Origin of the sequence: Calothrix sp. FACHB-168 (assembly GCF_963889195.1) — a bacterium.
Lineage (GTDB): Bacteria > Cyanobacteriota > Cyanobacteriia > Cyanobacteriales > Nostocaceae > Aulosira > Aulosira anomala_A.
In genome coordinates this window covers 143857-167706 of record NZ_CAWPNJ010000085.1, presented here as the reverse complement: position 1 = coordinate 167706, position 23850 = coordinate 143857, and the positions used below count along the sequence as shown (strand labels likewise).

Sequence of the window (23850 nt, the reverse complement as noted above, 5' to 3'; positions counted from 1 at the left end):
TCATTTGTCATTGGTCATTGGTCATTGGTTATTTTAGTTATTCTCTGCGTTCCCTTGTTTCTTTGTCTGTCTTCATCTTACTGCTCATTAATTTTGGCAACTAGAATTAGTTGACTAGACTAATAGATTTAGCAATAATCACGGGTTTTTTCAGATAGCTTGTATAGTCTGCGTCTGGTAAATCTAAATTAAAATCTCGTTCGATTTCTGGAATTACTAATCTCCGAACTTCACCTTTAATTTCTATTCTTTTATTACTATTAAGTGGTAATTGGAAAACTACATTTGAGGCATTTACAACTAATAGAGATTCTTGGCTAGTTCCTGGGCGATCGTTGATGATAAAGGAATTAGAGTTTATTGTCTTAACTGGCTTGCTTCTGATTGTGATGGTTTCTCCAATAAATTCGCCAGTATTTGTAGTTACTTCTGATGTGCTAGTCAGATTAGGAAATCGATTGCTACCCTGTCCATCGGTGTAGTCCCATTTTACAAAAGCAGCTATCATTACTAAACTAATTAACAATATTGCATCTTGTAGTCTTAATGTCCGAGGAGGACTTACTACTCTATCATTACTACTAGTAGTTTGATTAGATTCACTGCGATTAAATATAGTCATGATATTAAGCTTTTAAAAATGATTATTTTTGTTAATTGTTGTTGTTGAGCAACTAAATAATCACTAAGGAAGATATTAATCATCTCCCTTAGCGAATAGATACACTACCTGCACCTGATTCCAACAGCTACTGCGGTTATATTCTGTGAGCTAATGAATGGCTAACTTACAGAAAATTAGGCATTAGCTTGTTTACTAAATCTAGAATTTGATATTAATAAAAAATCTCTATAAGTTTCTTCCTGCTTAGGTGATAAAATTATTCAGCAATAAAAATTGTTAGCACTACTATAGATATAGCTGAATACCTCCTATAGTAGAGAGTAGCGCGATCGTCATTTATTGCTATACAAAACTTAAGAAATAAATCTTTAGAAAATGCATAAATTAAATGTTAATCCAAGCTTTGAATTTATTCATAAAAATTAACTATGACTGAGGTTAAAAATTTTCAGGTTGAGTCTACTATCTCGACAAAAAAGAAAGGTAAATCACTACCGCCAAAGCTAATTATTCAGCTTGGTAGGTTTGTGTGGACAACTATGTGGCAAACTATGATGTCGAAAATTGCTCCGCGCAACAAGTCGGGAGAGTATATTCGTCCTAGCAGTCAATTTAGAAATTCTATTAGCTCAGAGAAAACTAGTCTTTATCCAGCAGTTACAGGGCGCTATCATCTCTATGTAGGGTTAAGTTGTCCTTGGGCGCATCGTACCTTAATTTTACGAGCTTTGAAGGGATTAGAAGATGCAATATCTGTAACTGTGGTTGTTCCTTCTGCGATCGCAGGTGGTTGGATATTTGATGAACCAGAATTAGATTGTGCTAGTCTGGCGCAATTATATCAACTAGCGCAACCGGGTTATAACGGTAGGGCTACAGTTCCCGTTTTATGGGATAAACAAACAAATACTATTGTTAATAACGAAAGTTCAGAAATTATCGTTATGCTGAACTCAGAATTTAATGAGTTCGCTGGTAATCCAACACTGAATTTGTATCCAGAAGCATTAAAAGAAAAAATTGATAGCTGGAATGAGAAGATTTATCACAGTGTAAATAACGGTGTTTATCGTTGCGGCTTTGCCCAAACCCAACAAGCTTACAATCTAGCTATAGATGAATTATTCACGACATTAGATGAAATTGAAGCTGCACTCGAAATAAATAGATATTTGTGTGGAAATAATCTCACCCTTGCAGATGTGCGGCTATTTACAACATTATTCCGTTTTGATGTCGCTTATTATGGCATTTTTAAATGTAACCGTCGGCGAATCCAAGATTATCCCAACTTAGGAGCTTACTTAAGAGATATATATCAACTTCCTGGTGTGGCTGACACCTGTAATTTAGAAAGCGTGAAGCAAGATTATTATGGTAATTTATTTCCGTTAAATCCTGGCGGAATTATTCCTTCCGGGCCAGATATGTCATATTTGTTAACACCACACGATCGCGATCGCATCGGTTGAACAAGAAAATGCGATCGCCTTAATATTTGTAGTGCGGGCATCTTGCCCGCTTATTTTTACTTGATGCCTTAAGCAGTACCAGCAGCTTGATCCGGGTTATTCAAGCCAGAGCCACCATTCCATGACAGCATTAGCCGTGAGACGCCAGTGAAGAGAATGCTGACACCGAGTAAAGTTCCAATTAACCAAGGTGCGTTAAAAGGCCATTGAAACCAAATCATAGAACCCAAAATTAATGTGATAATACCATCACCTAATACCCATGTCCAATTTTGTTGGGGACGCAATCTAAATGCGAGAATTAACTCAAACACACCTTCAGTTAATAAGAAGCTACCCAGCAATAAAGTTAGTGTCAAAATACCTGTAGATGGGTAAATCAACAGCATTACACCAGTTGCAATGTAAAGTACGCCTAATAAAACTTTCCAAACTAAACCGCCTTCGTTACGGGTGTTATATGCATAGAATAGTTTCGCAAAACCAGCAGAGGCGAGAATCACCGCTACCCAGGCTTCTGCGAAAATTGTCGAGATAGCCGGAAGTGCGATCGCAATAATTCCCAAGACAATCAAGAGAACACCAGTTAACAGAGATTTATTATCACTCTTGTTAATTTCATTAGAAACATTAGAAACATTGCCTGTCATAGCAATTTTATCCTTAAATACCTATTTATTGAACTCTCAATTTAGGCTAAGGAATTTTTGTCTATGAAGACATCACCCTAAGGTAGACTAATCGGTTGAGCAACAGTTGATAAGTAGTAATCCTGAAGAAGTACAAAATAAATTATCCCAAATTGTAGGGGCGGCGTTACCCCCATTGGTGTCAACTTAACGCTAAATCCGGTTACCGCAAGGAACTGAACTTCCTTGCTAATAGCCAAAGTCATCTCAAGATGACTAAATATCCTCAAAATCTTGATGTCTACTTTAGTAGGGGCGGGTTCACAAATATGCTCCAATAATTCACGACTATCTCGCTTAACCCGCCCCTACTTGGACTTTGTCCCTTGGAATTCATTCCAAGGCGTGTGAGAAAGCTAAGAGTGAGGCTATTTTTAGCTTAAGTTGACACCAATGGGTTACCCCGCCCCTAAGAGTCTAACAATTAACACGCAAACCACAATAAAATTGAGATAAATCCTTGGTTAAAGCCTATGACTTCCCTATCGGCATTAACTATACCCGATCATAACCAGCTACCAGATTCCGATGGTTCGTTTGTGAAAAATCTTCAGGAGCATCCCCAAAGTATATTACTGACAGATTCAATTAAACCGATTTTAGAAAAACTTCATCCTGACGGACAATATTGTATTGGGCAAGATTCTGGTATTTATTGGCGATTAACAGATCCTCCAGAAAAAGGTGCAGAAGCACCAGATTGGTTTTATGTTCCCAATGTACCGCCAACTCTCGACGGTAAAATGCGACGTTCCTATGTACTGTGGAAAGAATATATTGCACCGTTGATTGTGCTGGAATTTGTCTCAGGTGATGGTACAGAAGAACGAGACAAAACACCGCCATCTCAAGGGGAAGGGGGAAATGTTGGTAAGTTTTGGGTTTACGAACAAGCAATTCGCGTTCCTTATTATGGAATTTACGAAGTAGCAAAAGCCCAAGTTGAAGTTTATCACCTCGTGGATAATGCTTATCAACTCATGACAGCCAACGATCGCGGACATTACCCAATTTCACCTTTAGGGGTAGAGTTGGGAATATGGCAGGGATTGTATCAAAATGCTGAATTACCTTGGTTGCGTTGGTGGGATGCAGAAGGAAATTTATTGTTAACAGGTGAGGAACGCGCCATAATTGAACGGCAAAAACGGGAGAGACTGGTGGAAAAGTTACGTAATCTTTCCCCAGAACAACTCAACGCTTTAGGTATCGAGCCAGAAATGTTGGATTAGGTAAGCTATTGCGCTTTTACAGCAGTTTTCACCTAATTTGGGGACTTACAAAAAATAAATTACCCAAATTCTGTAGTGCGAGCAAGATGCTCGCTTTTGAACATCAGCGAGCGAGACGCTCGCACTACAATCTTCTCGTATATACAATAATCTTACTGGTGCCGTGCCCCTACAGTGTTGTCTATTTACCTGAAAATGGCTGTAATATCAATTATCTTTGAGGTTGCACAACTTCAAGATTTTTCCATTTTCTGTATTTGTCGCTCTTCTTGGCGCAAAATAAACATATAGAATGCACCAAAAATTAAGATACCAAATACACCAAAAGAATAGGAAGCATTACCACCATGCCAACTATGAAAAGCCGCTTCATTTGTACCTACCATTACGGCTAATATGGCAATTCTAATGGCATTGAGAAAAAAGCCTAAAAACATCGCAAATAGCGAGACAAATAACCGCTTATTTTTAGCTATGGGGAACATCACCAAGGCAATGATTGATATCCCTAAGAGATAATTTATCGTATCTATACCGGAACAACTAGGAACTACTTTGACGCTACCAGTTGTCAAATGAATATATACCCCATTCAAGGTAAGATCATAACCTAAATACCATAAAATTAGACTAGCAAATTTAGCACTATAAGGGGAAATATCTAAAAATAACTCAGCTAAAACGCTAGGTATTTCCAGGAAAAATAAAATAATAAATGCTTCCCAATATTGCTTTACACCCTTAAAGCCAGAGGCTAATAAACCTACACCAATAGCCGAAGCTAAGGGTAAAAGACGAATAATATATCCTAAATTATGAGTTGTACTTTGCCATAGTACCCAACTAATTATCAGCCAACCGACAACACTGGAGAAAACATCACTTTCAAAATTGAATGTATGGCGTTTATCCCATAATATCGAGCCGATCGCAAATAAAAATAACAGACTCATGCCTAAATGTCCGACATCATGAGCTTTCCAAACTAACGTAAGACAAATGGCGGCTAGCCCAGCAGCAATGCTTGCAAGCCAGAATGGTTCTGTTTTCAGGATTTGAGATGGTTTGAGATGAGTAATATTCATTGTTAGAGTGAGTTTGCGAATATAGCTAGAAATACAAAAATATTCGCCCTAAGTTTCTAGCTTATGGGCGTGGTAAATGGTTGATGCTCCCGGAATAACTAACTGTAAATCTATGACTATTATTGAGTTTTGGTTATTTTAAATGTGATTTATATGTCTTAATGTAATCAAGATTTAAGTATAAGAACGGATATTAAATAAATTCTTTATAAAGAAGAGGTAGAAATATATGAATTTTTGGTGAAAGGATTTGGCATTAGGTATGGGGCATCCCTTCGGCTTCGCTCAGGGCGAGTGGGCATGGGGTAAAGGCTTGAGGTTAAGTTTTTTTGCTCAAATGCGCCAACTTTATCATTTACATATATTGAGGACTCATTTTTATATTTTTAGTAAAGAGAAATAGCGATCGCTTTCTCGTTTATCTCAATCAAGTACTCATTTTCCTGTTTTAAGTAAGCAAAAAGCCATTTCACCTTCTCGTTAAGCCTTTTCGCCTACTCATTATTGTGTTTTCCGCAAGTAAAATACTATTTCACCTACTCAAAAAGCCTTATCGCTTACTCGTTTCGGTAAATCACGCACTCGTTTTGGTGTTTTCCGCAGGTAAAAAGCTATATCGCTTACTCGTTTTAGTGTTTTCCGCAGTTAAAAAGGTTTGGAACAAAGAATTGGACAGATAGTAGGGGCATGGCAATGCCATGCCCTCTAGAATATATTGATGTTGCGAAAATATTATTTAAATTGGTATGACACCTAAGTTTTCCACAGATTTGTTTAGGTTCTCATCCCATTTAAGGGACTTCCAAATAAAAAAATATACAACTATTTATTGTGGGGTGGGCGTCTCGCCCGCCCATAGTCAAAGGCGGGCAAGACTTCGGCGTGAGCGCTCAGTCGAACGCTGCCCACCCCACAAGATTGGATAATTTATTTCTTGGAAGTTCCTAAATAAAAACACTAATATATATAGATTGCGCTTCAGGGCACGGCAATGCCGATGCCCCTACAATTAATTGGTGTGATTCTGATTTCAGGGTATGGCAGTGCCAATGCCCTACAATTAAACTGTAACCGCCGCCTGAGAATTAACGGTGATACAAGCATGAACTAAGGGTAACAAGGGGCCGATTTGTTCTTGCCCATTGACTGCTAAATCGCTATGACATAGGTAAACTTTCTCGGATACGCGGGATAGTAAATCGGTTAAAATTCTTTGTAATCTTTGTTCTTCGGCTAATTTCTCATCTTCTGCTGTCCAAGGCGTTCCTAATCTTGATTGTAAAAATAAGGGCGCACCATATAATGTGGCTGCACCACCTTTCGCCCAGAGTGGGGAACTCGCATCTAACCAAAAATGCCAACGATGAAATCTCCGGCTAGAACGGTATTGGAAGATGGTAGCTAATGTGACAGCTTTTCTGGCGGAGCCTATGGGGCGTAAAGGATAGGGGTTGGCGGTAATTGTACCCCGGCGCAGTAGTTGGATAAATTCGGCAATGGTGGATTCAATGGGGCTGAGTGCGGGTAATTTACTTTGGCTTTGGTGCAGTCTGGTGTTAATTTCCCAGTAATGTTGGGCTGTTTCTAATAATTCCCGCAAGGCTGCTAGTTGATCGTAGGGGGGGTTATTGTCTTTACAGAGAAAGTCTTGAATTGCTAAGTATAGTAGGGAAATTGGGCTAGGAATTAATCGCTGTTCTTGTTGCGATCGCTGTTTTTCAATCCATTGTAAGATTTCGTTGTAGGCGGTAGTCGCTGCATAGCCAATGCGATCCCAGCGTTCAAAGGTGTTGACGGGTAGCAAATTCGGGCGTTCTGGGTGGGGTTCAAAGCAGTAATCGGCGATTAAGCCAGCGCGTACCGGATCGATGTCTGTGCTGAGTTCGCCGGAATCTATTGGTTTTTGTCTGCGGCTTAATACCACCAGCATCTCGGCTACCGCATCTCGGTCTACTAAGCGTCCTAAACCGGGATAAACTAAAGCCAGCATGGTGAGTAATGCCCTAATTGCTGGGGAACTAATTAAAGGGCGTTGATCGTTGAGGGCTTCTACAGGGATATTTTGTTTGTTGAGGATTTCAATTAAAGTATAACGAGCGATCGCATCTAAACCAGGTGCAATGACAGCTACTTCTTCCGGTTCTACTTCCCCGGATTTAATTGCATTGATGATGATCTCCGCAGTTTGGCGCAATAAATGGGCGCGGGAGGTCGTTTGAATTGACTGTACTGTTTCTGGTAAGCTCAAGATTGCCATTGGTTGGGTGGCTAATTCTACCATTGAGCTAGCTAAGTTAATGGCTAAGGATTCTCGCGGCGGGCTGATTAAAGATTCTTCCTGACAACGATCGGCTAATTCTGCTAAATATTCGGGATCTGCGCCTAATCCCAAGCGTACTGCACCTTCAGGATTATAACTAAACGCGCCGACAGCACCTTGATTTAGTAAGAACTCAAATAAATTGCGGGCGATCGCGGGATAATCATCAACATCATCGGCTAATACTGCTTGGTAGCGCTTGGCTAAATGCTGTTGATATTGTGGATTGGGTAAGAGATGGTGATTGTAGAGTTCGGTAATAATCCCATAGGTGAGCAATCCTCTGTGTAAGCACCAATCGCGCCAGTCTAGCAGCAGAGAGGCGAGAAATTCCGGCTCTAAATTAATTGGGTTATCTGCCAATCCCCTTGCTAAAATTGCGGATATGCGATCGCATTTTTCACCGCTATATGCTGCTAATTGCAAGAAGTCGAGAATCCGCCGCACCAGTCGGTACTCACTCATCCCCACCAATTTTAAAATTTCTGCGTCTAAATGCGATCGCCACAATTTAGTTGCTAGTTCCTGTTCGGTTTCTGGGCGCAATCTCACCGGAAATTGGGCGTTTAGCTGTAACGACTGTATCAGCAACGGCCAAAATAAAATCACTTCATCCTGAAAGAATCCTAAAGGTGTCTTCGCCCTTACCGGAAATTTACCCGATGTCGCGGTAACAATTCTATCTCCCAATTCTCTGCGGTTATCATCGTTAGCAGCTAACAGCAAAACTCCCGGTTCAGTTTGTCGAAGTTCCCAGCTTTTCTGTACAGAGTTGCCTTTTCTTTTATTTTTGTGGTTAGTATAAAATGAGTCAATAGCCTGATGATGATTTTGTAACCAGCTGCATAACTGCCCAACTAAACGAGCAGTTTTACCACTACGGCTACCACCAACAATCCAAAGCGAATCTAAAGCCACAAACCCTCTCCTTGTAGATTTGTTAGTATACTTCGTGCGTTAATTTAAGGTTAAGAATCACCAAATCATGCTGGATGATTGCCAACGATGAAAAACTCTGTTTTTGGTCAAAAAATTTACTCGTTTTTATTAGGGCTTTACCGATGGTACTTACGCACCCCAGAACGTTCCCTAGATGAAGCTTACAACGCAGCCTTAAAAATTAAAAACTTAGAAGATCAACATTTTAATGGTAATAAAATAGAGCCATTATCAACCATGTACAGTCATAATGTCATGGATTATTTTCAAACCGATCTAAAGCAGCAATTAAAAATTGCCAGAATGCGACTGACAGAGTTTAAAAGTAGCCGTTGGTTTTTAAACGAAGCTAATCAAAACGCTGCTCAAGAAGCAGGTGTAGAATATCCAGAACTGTCATTAATTTTAGAAAAACTAAAATTCATTGATCAAATTATCTCCAAATATACCTTTAATGAAAATGAGCCAAATTCTCTATTTGTTGTCGATAAACCTCCCCAGAGTAAAACTGATTTAACAATTAATCAACCAGTAACGCCAAAACTAGCGAATAACGGTGCTAAAAAACCCCAGGGAAAAGCAAATACAACAGGTATATTACCCAGGTCAATTTTAAGTACCATCACTCGATTACAAGTTGAATTAGACCCTAATTCCGAACAAGATGTAGTTCAAAACTTTCGCCAAGCTCAACGCCGCACAATTATATCTATTAGGTTTCTTTTATTATTAGTAATTGTACCACTTTTAACTCACCAATTAGCAAAAGCTTTGGTAGTGGGGCCGCTAGTGGAAAAATTTAGAAGTTCGGAAACAGTGCAAATTTTTCTGAACCCGGAAATGGAAGAAGAAGCATTAGTAGAGTTAGAAAGATTTGAAGAAAAAATTAAATTTCAAAGTCTCATTAGCAACGCACCACCTTTATCATCTGAAGAAGTAGAAACTCAGATGCATGAGAAAGCCAGCGAACTGGCTGAGGAATTCAAAGAAGAAAGCGCTAATGCGATTAAAAATGTATTTTCCGATATTTTTTCTGTAGGTGCTTTTATTTGGCTGTTGTTAGTCAGTAAACCTTCTATCGCCATTATCAAAGAATTTTTCGATAATGTAGTTTATGGTTTGAGTGATAGCGCCAAGGCATTTATTATCATTTTGTTTACCGATATATTTGTCGGGTTTCACTCCCCGCATGGTTGGGAAGTAATTTTAGAAGGTTTATCACGCCATTGGGGATTACCAGCAAATCGTGATTTTATCTTCTTATTTATTGCTACATTTCCGGTGATTTTAGATACGATTTTCAAATACTGGATTTTCCGCTACCTGAACCGAATTTCACCTTCAGCAGTGGCAACATATCATAACATGAATGAGTAGAGGGGCATGGGGCATTGGGCATCCCTTCGGCTTCGCTCAGGGCGGGTGGGCATTGGGCATGGAAGGAAGACAATTGTAGAGACGCGATTCATCGCGTCTCTGAGCAATGTATTTTTGTTACGCCGACTTACTTTAAATGAAATTTAAATTTATTTATCTAACTAGTTTACCTGTTATACTTTTAATCTTATTAGTCAGAATTCCCTCATTAGGGTATCGACCATTAAGTGCGCCAGAATGTCAACTTAAAAAGTGGCATTTACCAGGATTATTTACTAAGAATACTACTCAAAAAACGCCTGTATTAATAGCGCGATCGCCTGTTACTTGTTGTGTAGAGGATCGCTCTTGTATTGATGAGGCGATATATCAAGGCGAAAACGGTAAAATTGGGGATAAAAAGGCGCTGTTAACTTCTATCGATCGCAGTTTACGCTATCTGCAAACGACTAGAGCAGATGCGGCTTATAAAAAGTATCAAATACCAGGAATTACACGCGATCGCGTTTACAAAAGTTTGCTGCGCTTTCGTCAATTGTTACTCACAGCAAAATCCCCAACCGAACTACATCAAGCGATCGCCAAAGAATTTGTCTATTATCAGTCAATTGGTAGAGATAGTAAAGGTTCTGTATTATACACCGCCTATTACGAACCACTGTACACTGCAAGTCGCGTACCCACAGCAGAATACCGCTATCCGGTTTACAAAGCACCTCCCGATTTAGCTTCCTGGAGTTTACCCCACCCGACACGCTTAGAACTCGAAGGTGCAGATGGTTTACAAGGTTCCAAGGGGAAATTACGGGGATTAGAATTATTTTGGTTTCGCGATCGCCTCGAACCATACATGGTACAAATTCAAGGTTCAGCAAAACTGCAATTAACTGATGGTACAAAAACCAGCATCGGTTACGCAGGTAATATCGCCTATAACTACAAAAGCATAGGACGAGAACTGGCGAATGATGGGAAATTACCATTAGAAGGGATGACTATGCCCATTATTCTCGATTATTTTCAAAAGTATCCCCAAGAATTAAACGTATATATTCCTCGCGATCCCAGCTTTGTCTTTTTTCAAGAAACAAAAGGCGCACCAGCACAGGGTTCAATCGGACAACCAATCACCGCCGAACGTTCAATTGCTACAGATAAATCTTTAATGCCTCCTGGTGCTTTAGCATTAATTAGGGCTGATTTTCCCTTTGCTGATGAGAAAGGTAAATTAGAGCATCGAGTCGTCAGTCGTTACGTACTCGATCAAGATACAGGCGGTGCAATTAAAGGTGCGGGAAGGGTAGATTATTTTTTAGGTACAGGTAAATTAGCAGGCGATCGCGCTGGTGTCACAGTCGGTAATGGACAATTATTTTATTTACTACTAAAACCGCCAAAATAAATTTTTACTTGCATTTTAGCTGATGATATTGTATGTATTAACCACCAAAATTTGCATACTAAGTATTTAAAAATAAATCACATAATCATCACAATAAGTATTTGTTGCTAATTTATTTATTCCCTAAACTTTGGAACCAAATAAATAATTTCGCGTCATACCAATTTAAACGCATTTGCAAAATCCCTCGCCAAAAAAGAGATGTATTTAACTAAATGCGTTCATTTTGCTTATGGTATTCATTATTTGATTATTCTATATTAGGGGTTATAAAGTGCTAAAAATTTTGGTGGATGCAGATTTAATTTTAGAAGCTTTAATGAATCGCCATGATTGTGTTGAAGATGTTGGTAAATTATTAGATATAATTCATCCTTTAATTCACGTATATATTACAGATGTGGGCTGGCAGAAAATCTATAACTATATTAGTTGTTTACAAAATCCAAAAGTGGCTAAATTAGTCGTGAATTGTTTGCAACAAAAAATCGAAATTTGCCCGATTGATAACCGAATTTTACAACAGGCCAGGTCATCAACTCTCAAAGATTTTGAATCTGCTGTTGAATTAGCCTGTGTTAGTCATCGTCACCTACATGCAATAGTCACCCATAAACGCGAAAACTTTGCTGATGCGCCCAATAAGTTTTATATTTGGTCAACAGCAGATTTATGGGTGAGAGCCAATTTAGAACTTAAATATACATCTACGGAAAAGTTGATTCAGTAGTCAGTAGTCATTTGTCATTTGTCATTTGTCATTTGTCAGTTAGTATTTGTAGGGTGGGCATTGCCCACCATATCTGGGTTTTGTGCGGCATAGCCCTAACTACGTGTATTTCAAAAATCAAATATGAGTCCTATAGTCAACACGGCGACAATATTTAGGTAAGAAGTCTATTGTTGATGTAAGTGTATATAATTAGCCTGCTGATGCAGGTTTTTTTATTTTTGAATTTTGAATTTTGAATTGGTATAACCTGATTAAGGTAGCATTGATAAAAAATAGGTGGAAACTAACCGACTCACGCAACAAATCGAATTCATTATTGAAATCGATCGCCTCAAACAAGTATTGCGCCAAACACTCCTCACCGACGGTTCGCGTCGAGAAAACAGTGCAGAACACTCTTGGCATTTAGCAATCATGGCTATGACATTAGCAGAATACGCTCCCGCAGAAGTTGATATCTTCCACGCCATGAAAATGCTATTAATTCATGATTTGGTAGAAATTGATGCAGGTGATACCTTCTGCTATGATGTGCAAGCTAATTACAATAAGTCAGAAAAAGAATTACAAGCAGCAGCGCGGCTATTTGGAATTTTACCAACAGATATAGGTAACGAATTGCGTTTACTCTGGGATGAGTTTGAAGCCGGAGAAACACCCACTGCTAAGTTTGCCGCAGCTTTAGATCGGATACAACCTTTACTGCACAACCAGCAAACCCAAGGTGGTACATGGCGCATTCATGGTATTAGACGGGATCAAGTTATGAAACGAGTATCACCCGTAGAAACAGGCGCACCAGAACTTTGGCCGTTTGTGCTGCAATTAATTGATGATTGTGTAGCAGCCGGCTATCTTCAAGAAACGCCTGATTTTAAAATGGGCATAGGGCATTGGTATAATTGATTTTCCTCCCCTCATCCCTAGCCCCTAGTCCCTAGCCCCTAGCCCCTAAAATCTCCTCCCACTCTAATTGAGATAGGGGTTCGACAATTAACTCGATATCAAAACAATGACTAGCAGCAGCCATTAAAGCTGTCATAATTACCTCCTCAGTTAAACTGGGAGGTAATTGCACTTGTGTCCAAGATTCTGCATCAAATATTTGGCTAAACAGTTCCGCATCTTGGTGTAAGCGAATAGAACCATGTTGTAAAATTGCTCCACCACGCCGCAGTTGAGCGCTACCAATGAGTTTTGCACCGTTAGGTAAAATTAAATCTGCGCCTGTAGCCGTACCAAAACAGTTAGGGTTGTGAATATAACCGCGTCCAGCCGTACCATATTGCAATTCTACGCCGAGCGATCGCCAACCATGAATCAAAAACTGACAAATTTTTTGGTATGCTTGCAGGCGATCGCCATTTAATCCCGATGTGACGACAGCATAAGTTAAATCACCTTGGTGTAAAACTGCTCTCCCACCAGTAGGGCGACGGATTATATCTAGTTTTTCACCTTGGCAAATGATATTATCCCAAAATTGGGGATATTCGCGTTGATGATAGCCCAAAGAAATAGCAGCTGGCGACCAAGTGTAAAATCGCAGAGTTGGAGGGTGTTTTCCTGACTGGTGCTGTGCTAACAACCAAGAATCAATAGCCATTTGCACGTTACCAGCAGCTTTGAGCAAAGGAATTAGTCGCCAAACCTGCTTGCTATACATCAGAATTCTTTAAAGGGCAGCAAATTTAGATTGTAAAGCTTCGTCGTTATCATCCGCGATCGTGGCGACAATGGTAATTAACCGCGAGACTTCCCCAGGCGAAATTTCTGCTAAGGTACGAGTAGAAATTACCACTACTTGGCTTTCAATAATCCCAAAACGTGCTTCGAGAGTGCTTGTACAGTTTAATTCTAATAAATACCGTAATAATTGCGGTTCATCTTTCACAGGTAACTTCAGCACCGCCGACCAGACAGTTATGGTATCTTCATCACTAGTACCACTGAGTTGGACAAATACTTCCACACTGCCGTATTTAAACTTCCACAGATAATTACCATCTGGGTTGCGGCTAACCATTGCGCTGTCATCTTGTTCCAAGCTATCGATGACATTTTCAATTACTTCTACGTGGTTAATCGTCGCCGTTTCCACAATCAAATCATTAACTTCGTTGCTGGTTAAGGTTTCTTGGTAGCTTGTCATACAGATTTTTTCCTGAAAATGGTTACTGTGTTATTTCCACCTACTTTATAGCGCCAAAAGCAGCTATTTAGAGCTTCCGAAAGTGATAGTCTGGTTTTCAGCCATATCAATTTTGACTAGAGACACCTAGAAAAAGCGAGTCTATGTCCTCCATTTCCCACACTGTGCAAAATCGCGATATTCGTCAGTTAGGTATTAATCCCAATCACTGGTATGTAGTTGCTCAAAGTAGCGAAGTCACAAATAAACCTCTAGGTGTGGTACTTTGGCAACAGGCGATCGCACTTTATCGAGATAATCAGGGCACAATCCACGCTTTAGAAGACCGTTGCCCCCATCGCCAAGTTAAACTCAGTCATGGGCAGGTTGTTGGTAGTAAATTAGAATGTGCCTATCATGGATGGCGCTTTGACTCATCCGGTGAATGTGCAGCAGTTCCCTACCTCGCAGAGAATCAAAAACTACCCAGTTGTAAAATTCGTTCCTACCCAGTCAAAGAACAAGACGGTTTTATCTGGTTATTTCTGGGAGATAACACACCAACAGTAGAACCCCTGGGTTTACCAGAGTGGGATCATCTTAATTATATTGCCACAGTTTCAATTATTAATTGTCAGGCTCATTATTCTTATTTAATTGAAAACCTGATGGATATGTATCACGGACATTTACATCAGGATTTACAAGCCTGGGCAGAAGCAGCTTTACAAGACATCGATGAAGATAATCATCGCGTAGATGCCCATTACACCGCCCAGAGTTATTATAAAATCGATAAAATTTGGTCTATCTCCCAATTATTTTTTCCCGCTTTACGCCGCTTACATCCCGAACCCTTAGATGTGAGTTATATTTATCCCCACTGGGCGTCAAAATTGGGGCAAGATTTTAAAATTTACTGCTTACTTTGTCCCATCAACGAAACCCAAACCAAAGCTTATTTAATACACTTCACATCATTAAATGCGTTTTGGCGGTTACACAAATTACCAATTTGGTTTCGCCGTTTTGTTAAAGATAGCTTATTTGGTGCAGCCCAAAAACTACTTGATGGTTTAGTAGTTCAAGATGTCAAAATGATTGAAGAAGAACAACAAGTCTATTTACAAAATCCAGATAGACGCAACTATGAGTTAAACCGAGCTTTAGTCAGCGTGCAAAAATTGATGCGCAGCCAGTTTGAGACTTCCAACTAAAAAAATATTCCATCGCTTTGTCAGCAGAGGAAGCAGAGGGAGCAGAGGAAGCAGAGGAAGCAGGGGAGAACTCAATAGCCCAATGCCCAATACCCACCCGCCCTGAGCGAAGCCGAAGGGATGCCCCATGCCCACTTTAAGATTAATAATTATTTTCCGATAAAAACCTGGCTGGTACTGTTTAATTAGAGGCAAAATAGTTACTAGTATGCCCCCAAACACCAGTATGAGCTATTGCCTCAATCCCGATTGCCAAAACCCGACTTTTAACCCAGAGGATACAAAATTTTGCCTAATTTGCGGTACTAGTCTCCTATTGGATAATCGCTATCGAGCGACTAAGTTACTTGGTGCTGGCGGAATGGGGCGAAATTTCTTAGCGGTGGATGAACGTACCCCATCGAAAAAGCGCTGTGTAATTAAGCAGTTCTTTCCAGCAGTACAGATTGTTAATAACCCCACAGCATACCAAAAAGCGGTGGAATTGTTTAACCGGGAAGCAGCAACCTTAGATACACTGGGGGATAAGTCTAGTAAAATTCCGCGACTGTTAGCAAACATCGAACAAGACAAACGTTTGTATTTTGTCCAGGAATTTATCGACGGACAGAATTTACTTCAAGAGTTACAACAACAGGGAACTTATACTGAAGAGCAAATTTGGCAACTATTGACAGAATTGCTACCGACTTTAAAGTTTATCCACGAGCATGATGTTATTCACCGAGATATTAAACCAGAGAATATCATGCGTCGGCGCGATCGCGAACTGATATTGATTGACTTTGGTATCTCTAAAGAACTTAGCGGTACAGTCATGTCTATCGGTACCACGGTTGGAACTGTCGGATATGCGCCACCAGAACAAATGACCTATGGCGAATCTTATTCAGCGAGTGATATTTATGCTTTAGGTGCAACTTGTATTCATCTGCTCACTGGTACTTTTCCCAATTTACTGTACAATCCTCAACAGCAACGCTGGACATGGCGAGATGTAATGGCTGCGCAAGGAAAAACTGTCAGTCATCAACTAGGGCATATTTTAGATAAAATGCTGCAACAAGATATTCGCCAACGCTATCCAACAGCAGATGCAGTTTTAGCAGATTTACAAGTAAATCAAGTAAATCCCACCATCACCGTAACCACACCAATCAATACAGAACCCCCACTTCCATCACCAAAAAACAATTACAAGTTGCTAACAGGAATCGGGATTTTGATAACTCTCTTTTTGGGTTTTCTCGGTTATAAGTTATTGCAACTTTCCAGCCAGACACAATTAACAAATACTCCCGCATTAGAAACTTCAAATTCTGCTTCTCCTGCTGCTGGCTCACTCACTACAGCAACTCAATACTATGAGCGTGGTAACGAACTACGTAAAGAAGGCAATAATGAAGGAGCCTTAGAACAATATAACAAAGCAATTGAGCTTGACCCTAAATATATTGCTGCATATAATAATCGCGGTAACGTCCGCGATGATTTAGGTGATAAACTAGGGGCTATAGAAGACTACAATAAATCCCTTGACCTTAATCCTAAATATGCACTTGCATACTACAATCGAGCCAGAGTTCGCAATGACTTAGGCGAAAAGGAAAATGCTTTACAAGATTATAATCAATCAATCGAGCTTGACCCTAAATATGGTTTTGCATATTACGGAAGGGGTCTAGTTCACAATAACTTAGGCGATAAAAAAAGTGCGCTTAAAGATTATGATAAAGCCATTGAACTCAACCCCAAATATTCTGCTGCTTACTATGCCAGGGGTAATGTACGCGATGATTTAGGTGATAAAAAAGGCGCAATTTTAGATTATAATCAAGCAATTGAGCTTAATCCTGAATATACTTTTGCTTACTATACTAGGGCTAATGTGCGTAATGACTTAGGCGATAAAAAAAGCGCTCTCCTAGACTACGATAAAGCCCTGGAACTTAACCCTAAATATGTAGATGCGTATAACAATCGCGGTATAGTCCGTGAGGACTTAGGAGATAATTCAGGCGCTTTCCAGGACTATAACAAAGCGATTGAGCTTGATTCTAAATATGCTAATGCTTACTACAATCGAGCTAATCTTTATAAAAAGTCAGGCGACAAACAAAATGCGATTAAAGATTACAAATTAGCAGCTAGCCTCTATCAAGCACAAGGAAATACCAAATATTATCAATACTCTCTAGATCACATCAACAAATTATCACAGTAACTTAAGTAAGTATTACCAGTGACTCATAGACTTCTTGCATAAATATTTTGGCTTTGTTGAGTATGAGTGTGAAAAGCTCACGCAAAGTCGCATTCGACGGATTCGTTCCCGCAGGGTAGGCGCAAAGAAGACGGAAAGAATAAAGACTTTTGCACGAAGTCTAATAACAAATGACAAATGACAAATGACCAATGACTATTAAATTATTAATAGCACCTACCTCTATTTAGGTAGGTGCTACATTTTTCATATAATTCCAGGGATAAATAATATCTAAATATCTAGCTAACTAGACTCCCTGGGGGTTACTAATAATTAATTCACAATCTAAGGTTCTATGGTTTCTATGCAGCGCTGCTGCGGTTCAACAAATTCCACAAGAAAACGGCGATAATTGCGCCAAGAACCGCAACTATGATACCAGGAATGCTGAGACTTGAAGCGGCTAATGCCAACCTTCCCGTAGTAAAGAATACAGCCAAACTACCGCCAATAAATGCACCAATAATTCCCAGTATGATAGTTCCAAGGACTCCACCACCTTGATGACCGGGATAAATAGCTTTTGCGATCGCACCAGCAATCAGTCCTAAAAGTAGCCAAGCAATAATGTTCATTGTTTTGATTGAATAAAGTTTGTTTACCAACAATCAAACATTAACAATTTTCTTACTAGTAACTAATCTGCCATTAGCCTTATTTATCGATATATCTAAAGAATCAGAAAATCTTTTCTGTATCTTGTCTATATCTCGGCTATATCTTTCGACATAAGCCTTAAATTCACTAGGGAAAAATTTTAAGAAAAAGCTCCTAGTAGGTCTAAGACTAGGGGCTTATAAAATTATTGCTTGGTAATAGTAGTATATGTATTTATGGTTACGCCTCTCCTCTACTTTAAGAATTAAGCTCTCGTATTTCTAAAGTATTGTTAACCTGCTTGACTAGGGAATTTTAAATAAATATATCTTGACAGAAACTCTGACGAGCTATGGCTTCAGCATCAATACTATAATTACTGAAATTGTAAAAAAATTAAATTAATGGCTCAATAATTTGCTAAACTCCAACTTTTGGAGAGCAAATAGTGCATTGGGAATGGGGGGATTGATAAAGTGACTCAAGAGGAACGGGTAAGTAACAGCGAACAAATTAACTCTCAGGACTTTTCTTGGTTCTATTGGTTTACTTTACCAATCTACCCATTTGGTAATCGTCGGACAATTCGCAAAGAAGTAGTTAAAGATACAATCTGGACTTTTGACCAAATACAGGGCATTTTTTATGTAGTTGTCCCCATTCGCATGACTGTGGTAAAGCTAGAAGCCGGGGGACTTCTGGTATATGCTCCTGTTGCACCTACCGCCGAATGTATCCGACTAGTAAATGAGTTGGTTGCAGAACACGGAGAAGTTAAGTATATTATTCTGCCAACTATCTCTGGTTTAGAACATAAGGTTTTTGTTGGCCCCTTTGCCAGATGCTTTCCGCAAGCACAGGTATTTGTTGCTCCCAGTCAGTGGAGTTTTCCTTTAAATTTACCTCTGAGTTGGCTGGGGTTACCTGCAAAAAGAACGCAAATACTCCCAGCAGATAGCCAAAAAACACCCTTTGCTGATGAGTTTGATTATGCTATTCTCGGCCCGATTCATTTAGGCCCAGGAAAATTTGCGGAGGTGGCTTTCTTCCATAAGCGATCGCATACTCTGTTACTTACAGATACCATACTATCTGTACCCGAAGAACCACCTGCGATCGTCCAATTAGATCCCTATCCTTTACTCTTCCATGCTAAGGAAAGCGCAGGGGATATTGTTGTCGATAATCAAGCTAACCGTCGTAAAGGTTGGCAACGGATATCGTTATTTGCTTTATACTTTCAACCAAGCGCACTAGATGTCATTAGCTTTGCTCAAACATTGCGCGATGCCATAAAAGCCCCAGAACGTTCTCAAAAAGCTTATTTTGGCTTATATCCCTTTAAATGGCAACCAGATTGGCAACGCTCATTTGCTGCCTTAAGCGGTGATGGTAGGTTATTTGTAGCGCCTATATTACAGACGCTCATTCTCAACCGCGCACCCAAAGAAACGATTAATTGGGCGAATAAAGTCGCTAGTTGGGATTTTCACTGGATTATTCCCTGTCACTTTGATTCACCCATCAAAGCAGAGCCATATCAGTTCCGTCAAGCATTTTCTTTCTTAGAACAGCAACCATCTGTCAGTGCAGGCTTATTTAACAGTAATAGTTACCCCTTACCTCAAGAAGATTTTAAAGTACTTCAGGAAATTGACATTAATCTCAACAAGTTGAAAATTGTTCCTCCACCCCAAGATAAGGTATAGAGACAACTCCCCGGGTTTTGCTGATATTTATCTGACTTCTCCGCAAAAATTATGAGCGATAAATTATTTTTGTGTCGGAGTGAGTAATTTTCTGGGAAATTTTGTCAGCATCCTCACTCTATCCTCTAAATTCCATCAGGAAGCTATATTGCTGCTTGAGTATGTTCGCCAAACGTCTCTAGAATATTCCTGACAAGAAATTAGCTGAATTCGAGGATTTATTAAATAATCAACTATTGATTATATAGTCATGTTTATCTGACATGTTTACTTATCATTCATAAAGACAAGCACAATTATAATTTTCCATATATTTGGATAACTTGGCATAAATTTGATTTTCGATAAATTAAATAAATGACTCATTTTTGCAGTAGCCGAACTGATGGAAAATGCCTATAATAGCTAGCATTTTCCACCAATAGCTCAGGCTGTAAGAAGATTTCCCAATTTCCCCGTCAGCCAGTATTTAAAAAAATTAATAATTATTTAATTTTATAAGAGTGAAGCAGCTTCTGGATTATGAGTTCATTGATATGTAGTGAGTATATAAGGAGTGCAATTTACAGATAATTATCCTGATGTAACACAGTTAAACCATATATATATATTCGTAAATTTTCTAATATTAATAGCCTTGCATGTGAGTTATTAATAAAATCTATCTATAGACTGATGAAAATCGGAACATTAATATTAGCAAGTAGGTCAAAGTTTTCCTATTGAGACTGCATTGAAGTCGCAGAATATTCAAAATAGCGCTTTGTGCCTTGAAGTCCTATAAATGGGATTTCATTCTAACTCAAACTAGCCGCGAAAATTAGGTATGTATACTCATGGTCAATTTATCCGTTCGCAATTCTCACAACAATCAAGCACTGAATGAAGCTACAGACTGGAACGTTATTGAAACAGAATTCAATCCCGCCCAGCTACACCACAAAGAAACCGTTTTTACTCTGAGTAATGGTTACTTAGGAACGCGGGGTAGTTTTGAAGAAGGATATCCTCAAGATTCCGCCGCTACACTCATACATGGTTTATATGACAAAGTAGCGATCGCCTATACTGAACTAGTGAATTGTCCAAGCTGGTTGCCATTAACGATCAAAGTGGCAGGCGATCGCTTTACTATGGACAGTGGCGAAATTATCTACTACGAACGGCGGCTCGACTTACGTTTAGGCATACTCAGCCGTGATGTACGTTGGCGTTCTCCCCAAGGACATACATTAGATTTTCATTTTGAGCGTTTCGCTAGTTTAGCAGATCGACATGTATTAGCCATTCGCGCTCAGGTAACATCCTTAGACTTTGAAGGCGAAGTTTCCTTTGAAACCAGTTTTGATCCCACACCCCAAACCCAAGGCGTACCCCATTGGAAAACCTTAAATCAAGGTGGTGTAGATCGGATTATTTGGCTATACAACCAAACTATCCATTCGGAAATTCAGTTAGGGATGGCAGCTAAATTAGTAGTGGAAGGTGAAAATGCACCACCGATTAATTTAGCAAATGCTGATACTGCTCCCACCCTCACCACAACTTTCCAAGTCGTACCTGGAAAAAGTGTGAGTGTGGAAAAAATTATTACCCTATTTACCTCACGGGAAATTGAAACTCCCATCGCCGCAGCGCTGCAAAGATTAGCCGACGAACCGCGTTATTCAACCTTGCTAGCCGCTCACATTGCTGCTTGGGAACAGGTATGGCAAGACAGTGACATTATTATAGAAGGCGATCGCCAAGCCCAGTTAAGCGTCCGTTACAACTTATTTCAATTATTAGCTGTAGCACCGCGTCAAGATGACCATGTAAGTATTCCGCCCAAAACCCTCTCCGGTTTTGCTTATCGCGGACATATATTTTGGGATACAGAAATTTTTATACTTCCCTTCCTCACCTTAACTCAACCAGCTTTGGCGCGGAACTTGCTCACCTATCGCTACCACACCTTACCAGGAGCTAGACGCAAAGCTCAAGAAACCGGCTATCAAGGAGCCATGTTTGCTTGGGAAAGCGCCGATACTGGTGATGAAGTTACACCCCGTTGGGTTCCCCATGCTAGCGGTAACGGCGAACTCGTGAGAATTTGGTGCGGTGATATTGAAGTCCATATCAACACTGATGTTGCTTATGCTGCTTGGCATTATTGGCAAACTACAGGCGATGACGATTGGATGCGGGATTATGGTGCAGAAATTATTTTAGATACCGCAGTTTTCTGGCAAAGTCGCGCAATTTGGAATGTAGAACGGCAAAGCTACGATATTTTAGACGTAATTGGCCCCGATGAAAACCACGATCGCGTCAATAATAATGCCTTCACCAATGTCATGGTGCAGTGGCACTTACAATCAGCTTTGGAGCTTTGGGACTGGCTCAAGCAAGCCTATCCCGAAAAATCTAGTCAATTAGCCGAACAACTCCAGTTAACTATAGAGCGTCTGCATCAATGGACAGAAATTCAAGAACTGTTATATGTAAATCAAGACGAAGTCACTGGTTTAATTGAGCAGTTTGAAGGCTTTTTCCAGCTAGAAGATGTTAATCTAGCAGATTATGAACCCCGCACTCAATCTTTACAAGGTTTATTGGGAATTGAAGCTACAAATCAAAAGCAGATTCTCAAACAGCCAGATGTATTAATGCTGCTGTATTTACTGCGAGAGCGTTACAACTACAAAACCTTAGCGATTAACTGGGATTATTACAGCAAACGCACCGACCATAGCTATGGTTCATCTCTCGGCCCCGCTATCCATGCTATATTAGCCTGCGATTTAAACCAACCCACCCACGCTTATACACATTTTCTCCGTTCAGCCTTGGTAGACTTAGAAGATGTAAGGCGTAATGCAGCTGAAGGAATTCACGCCGCCAGTGCTGGAGGTGTATGGCAAGCAGTGGTATTTGGGTTTGGCGGCATTCGCATGACAAAATTAGGCCCTGTCGCCTGTCCTAATTTGCCTCCAACTTGGAAACGGTTGAAATTCCGGCTGCAATGGCGCAACGAGTGGTATGACTTCGATTTGCGACAAAATACAGACATGGAAATTGACAATCCGCCAGCAGATGTGAATCTGCAACCCGCACACCCCCAAATTAAAGGTGTCATCTTTGACTTAGATGGAGTGTTAACCGATACATCTGAGTTGCACTATTTAGGGTGGAAGCGAGTAGCCGACGAAGAAGGCATTCCTTTTGATCGAGAAGCCAACGACGCGATTAGAGGATTACCCAGACGAGAAACCCTAATGCAAATTTTAGGCGATCGCACCGCCACAGAAGCGCAAATTCAAGACATGATGGAGCGCAAAAACGGCTATTTCTTGGAATTAATTGAGGAAATTACCGCAGATGATTTACTCCCAGGAGTCGCCAATCTCCTCCAAGAACTGCGAGATGCGGGAATTAAGATTGCTTTAGGTTCATCTAGTAAAAATGCTCAGACAGTAATTCACCGCTTAGGCGTTAAAGATAAATTTGACGCCATAGCCGATGGTTACAGCGTCACCCAACCCAAACCCGCACCAGACTTATTCTTATTTGCCGCGCAACAAATTGGCATTTCTCCATCACAATGTATTGTCATCGAAGATGCGATCGCCGGAGTAGAAGCCGCCAAAGCCGCAGGTATGTGGTCTGTAGGACTAGGGCCAATTGAGCGATTAGGTAAAGCTAATGTCGTATTACCCAGTTTAGACAGAGTAACTTGGTCAAACCTACACCAGCGCATAGCCAACAGCCAAGAACTAGCTGTCTTAAGTAGAAGCTAAGATTTAAAGATTCGCTTTTCTCCAATTTTCCCATCCTGTATATCAGGGTGGGATTTTTTTTATTTTTGGAAATGCCCAAAGGGGGACAAGGGAAGGGGGACAAGGAGGACAAGGAAGACAAGGAGGACAAGGGGGACAAGGAAGACCAATGACCAATGACCAATGCCCAATGCCCAATGCCCAATGCCCCATGCCCCATGCCCCATGCCCAATTATTAACAAATGTAACAATATTGCCATCAAAACGTTTTACCGTCTTGACAAGCCAGAAGAGAGC

At 40.1% G+C, this 23850-nt stretch carries 17 protein-coding genes; 10 read left to right on the top strand and 7 right to left on the bottom strand.

Going from position 1 to position 23850, the window contains the following annotated elements; genetic code table 11:
* Positions 1–106 precede the first annotated feature (106 nt).
* Positions 107–622: a hypothetical protein gene (locus AACW45_RS36050; RefSeq protein ID WP_190630542.1), complete on the bottom strand. Its 516-nt coding sequence runs from the start codon at positions 620–622 to the stop codon at positions 107–109.
* A gap of 431 nt (positions 623–1053) precedes the next feature.
* On the opposite strand from AACW45_RS36050, the gene AACW45_RS36045 reads away from it, so the two are divergent.
* Positions 1054–2097, top strand: a complete 1044-nt coding sequence (locus AACW45_RS36045) for a glutathione S-transferase family protein (protein ID WP_190630540.1) — start codon at positions 1054–1056, stop codon at positions 2095–2097.
* 68 nt (positions 2098–2165) lie between these two features.
* Here AACW45_RS36045 and AACW45_RS36040 read toward each other — a convergent pair whose 3' ends face one another.
* Complete coding sequence (locus tag AACW45_RS36040; RefSeq protein WP_190630539.1) at positions 2166–2747, bottom strand: HdeD family acid-resistance protein; 582 nt, start codon at positions 2745–2747, stop codon at positions 2166–2168.
* 512 nt (positions 2748–3259) lie between these two features.
* Here AACW45_RS36040 and AACW45_RS36035 point away from each other — a divergent pair.
* Entirely contained in the window at positions 3260–4018 is a 759-nt protein-coding gene (locus AACW45_RS36035; protein WP_190630537.1) for a Uma2 family endonuclease, read from the top strand.
* Between the two features lie 233 nt (positions 4019–4251).
* Here the strand turns inward: AACW45_RS36035 and crtA are convergent, their stop codons facing one another.
* A complete protein-coding gene (crtA, locus tag AACW45_RS36030; protein ID WP_190630535.1) occupies positions 4252–5103 on the bottom strand; it encodes a cyanoexosortase A in 852 nt (283 codons plus the stop codon).
* A 1060-nt stretch (positions 5104–6163) separates the two neighbouring features.
* On the bottom strand, positions 6164–8341 hold the full coding sequence (locus AACW45_RS36025) for a recombinase family protein (RefSeq protein ID WP_190630534.1): 2178 nt from the start codon (positions 8339–8341) through the stop codon (positions 6164–6166).
* A 78-nt stretch (positions 8342–8419) separates the two neighbouring features.
* Here AACW45_RS36025 and AACW45_RS36020 point away from each other — a divergent pair, with 78 nt between their 5' ends.
* From AACW45_RS36020 to AACW45_RS36005, 4 genes are all read left to right on the top strand, one after another.
* On the top strand, positions 8420–9739 hold the full coding sequence (locus tag AACW45_RS36020) for a proton extrusion protein PcxA (RefSeq protein ID WP_190630532.1): 1320 nt from the start codon (positions 8420–8422) through the stop codon (positions 9737–9739).
* Positions 9740–9875: 136 nt separating this feature from the next.
* Entirely contained in the window at positions 9876–11141 is a 1266-nt protein-coding gene (mltA, locus tag AACW45_RS36015) for a murein transglycosylase A (RefSeq protein WP_190630530.1), read from the top strand.
* A gap of 274 nt (positions 11142–11415) precedes the next feature.
* Entirely contained in the window at positions 11416–11871 is a 456-nt protein-coding gene (locus tag AACW45_RS36010) for a PIN domain-containing protein (RefSeq protein ID WP_190539846.1), read from the top strand.
* Positions 11872–12150: 279 nt separating this feature from the next.
* Positions 12151–12780, top strand: coding sequence for an HD domain-containing protein (locus AACW45_RS36005; RefSeq protein ID WP_190630528.1), 630 nt, complete (start codon positions 12151–12153; stop codon positions 12778–12780).
* 31 nt (positions 12781–12811) lie between these two features.
* Here the strand turns inward: AACW45_RS36005 and AACW45_RS36000 are convergent, their stop codons facing one another.
* On the bottom strand, positions 12812–13540 hold the full coding sequence (locus AACW45_RS36000) for a lipoate--protein ligase family protein (protein WP_190630526.1): 729 nt from the start codon (positions 13538–13540) through the stop codon (positions 12812–12814).
* 9 nt (positions 13541–13549) lie between these two features.
* Complete coding sequence (locus AACW45_RS35995; RefSeq protein WP_096642404.1) at positions 13550–14026, bottom strand: YbjN domain-containing protein; 477 nt, start codon at positions 14024–14026, stop codon at positions 13550–13552.
* A gap of 143 nt (positions 14027–14169) precedes the next feature.
* On the opposite strand from AACW45_RS35995, the gene AACW45_RS35990 reads away from it, so the two are divergent.
* Entirely contained in the window at positions 14170–15222 is a 1053-nt protein-coding gene (locus tag AACW45_RS35990) for an aromatic ring-hydroxylating dioxygenase subunit alpha (protein WP_190630525.1), read from the top strand.
* 226 nt (positions 15223–15448) lie between these two features.
* On the top strand, positions 15449–17446 hold the full coding sequence (locus tag AACW45_RS35985) for a tetratricopeptide repeat protein (RefSeq protein ID WP_339381940.1): 1998 nt from the start codon (positions 15449–15451) through the stop codon (positions 17444–17446).
* Positions 17447–17790: 344 nt separating this feature from the next.
* On the opposite strand, the gene AACW45_RS35980 is transcribed toward AACW45_RS35985, so the two are convergent.
* A complete protein-coding gene (locus tag AACW45_RS35980) occupies positions 17791–18063 on the bottom strand; it encodes a GlsB/YeaQ/YmgE family stress response membrane protein (RefSeq protein ID WP_190539858.1) in 273 nt (90 codons plus the stop codon).
* A gap of 498 nt (positions 18064–18561) precedes the next feature.
* Here AACW45_RS35980 and AACW45_RS35975 point away from each other — a divergent pair, with 498 nt between their 5' ends.
* Positions 18562–19794: a DUF4336 domain-containing protein gene (locus AACW45_RS35975; RefSeq protein WP_190630522.1), complete on the top strand. Its 1233-nt coding sequence runs from the start codon at positions 18562–18564 to the stop codon at positions 19792–19794.
* Between the two features lie 836 nt (positions 19795–20630).
* A complete protein-coding gene (pgmB, locus tag AACW45_RS35970; protein ID WP_190630520.1) occupies positions 20631–23573 on the top strand; it encodes a beta-phosphoglucomutase in 2943 nt (980 codons plus the stop codon).
* Positions 23574–23850: the final 277 nt, after the last annotated feature.

Bases quoted from the DNA above. Each gene is read 5' to 3' on its own strand.
- AACW45_RS36050 (WP_190630542.1), bottom strand. From the start codon at position 622: ATGACTATATTTAATCGCAGTGAATCTAATCAAACTACTAGTAGTAAT.
- AACW45_RS36045 (WP_190630540.1), top strand. From the start codon at position 1,054: ATGACTGAGGTTAAAAATTTTCAGGTTGAGTCTACTATCTCGACAAAA.
- AACW45_RS36040 (WP_190630539.1), bottom strand. From the start codon at position 2,747: ATGACAGGCAATGTTTCTAATGTTTCTAATGAAATTAACAAGAGTGAT.
- AACW45_RS36035 (WP_190630537.1), top strand. From the start codon at position 3,260: ATGACTTCCCTATCGGCATTAACTATACCCGATCATAACCAGCTACCA.
- crtA (WP_190630535.1), bottom strand. From the start codon at position 5,103: ATGAATATTACTCATCTCAAACCATCTCAAATCCTGAAAACAGAACCA.
- mltA (WP_190630530.1), top strand. From the start codon at position 9,876: ATGAAATTTAAATTTATTTATCTAACTAGTTTACCTGTTATACTTTTA.
- AACW45_RS36000 (WP_190630526.1), bottom strand. From the start codon at position 13,540: ATGTATAGCAAGCAGGTTTGGCGACTAATTCCTTTGCTCAAAGCTGCT.
- AACW45_RS35995 (WP_096642404.1), bottom strand. From the start codon at position 14,026: ATGACAAGCTACCAAGAAACCTTAACCAGCAACGAAGTTAATGATTTG.
- AACW45_RS35990 (WP_190630525.1), top strand. From the start codon at position 14,170: ATGTCCTCCATTTCCCACACTGTGCAAAATCGCGATATTCGTCAGTTA.
- AACW45_RS35985 (WP_339381940.1), top strand. From the start codon at position 15,449: ATGAGCTATTGCCTCAATCCCGATTGCCAAAACCCGACTTTTAACCCA.
- AACW45_RS35980 (WP_190539858.1), bottom strand. From the start codon at position 18,063: ATGAACATTATTGCTTGGCTACTTTTAGGACTGATTGCTGGTGCGATC.
- pgmB (WP_190630520.1), top strand. From the start codon at position 20,631: ATGGTCAATTTATCCGTTCGCAATTCTCACAACAATCAAGCACTGAAT.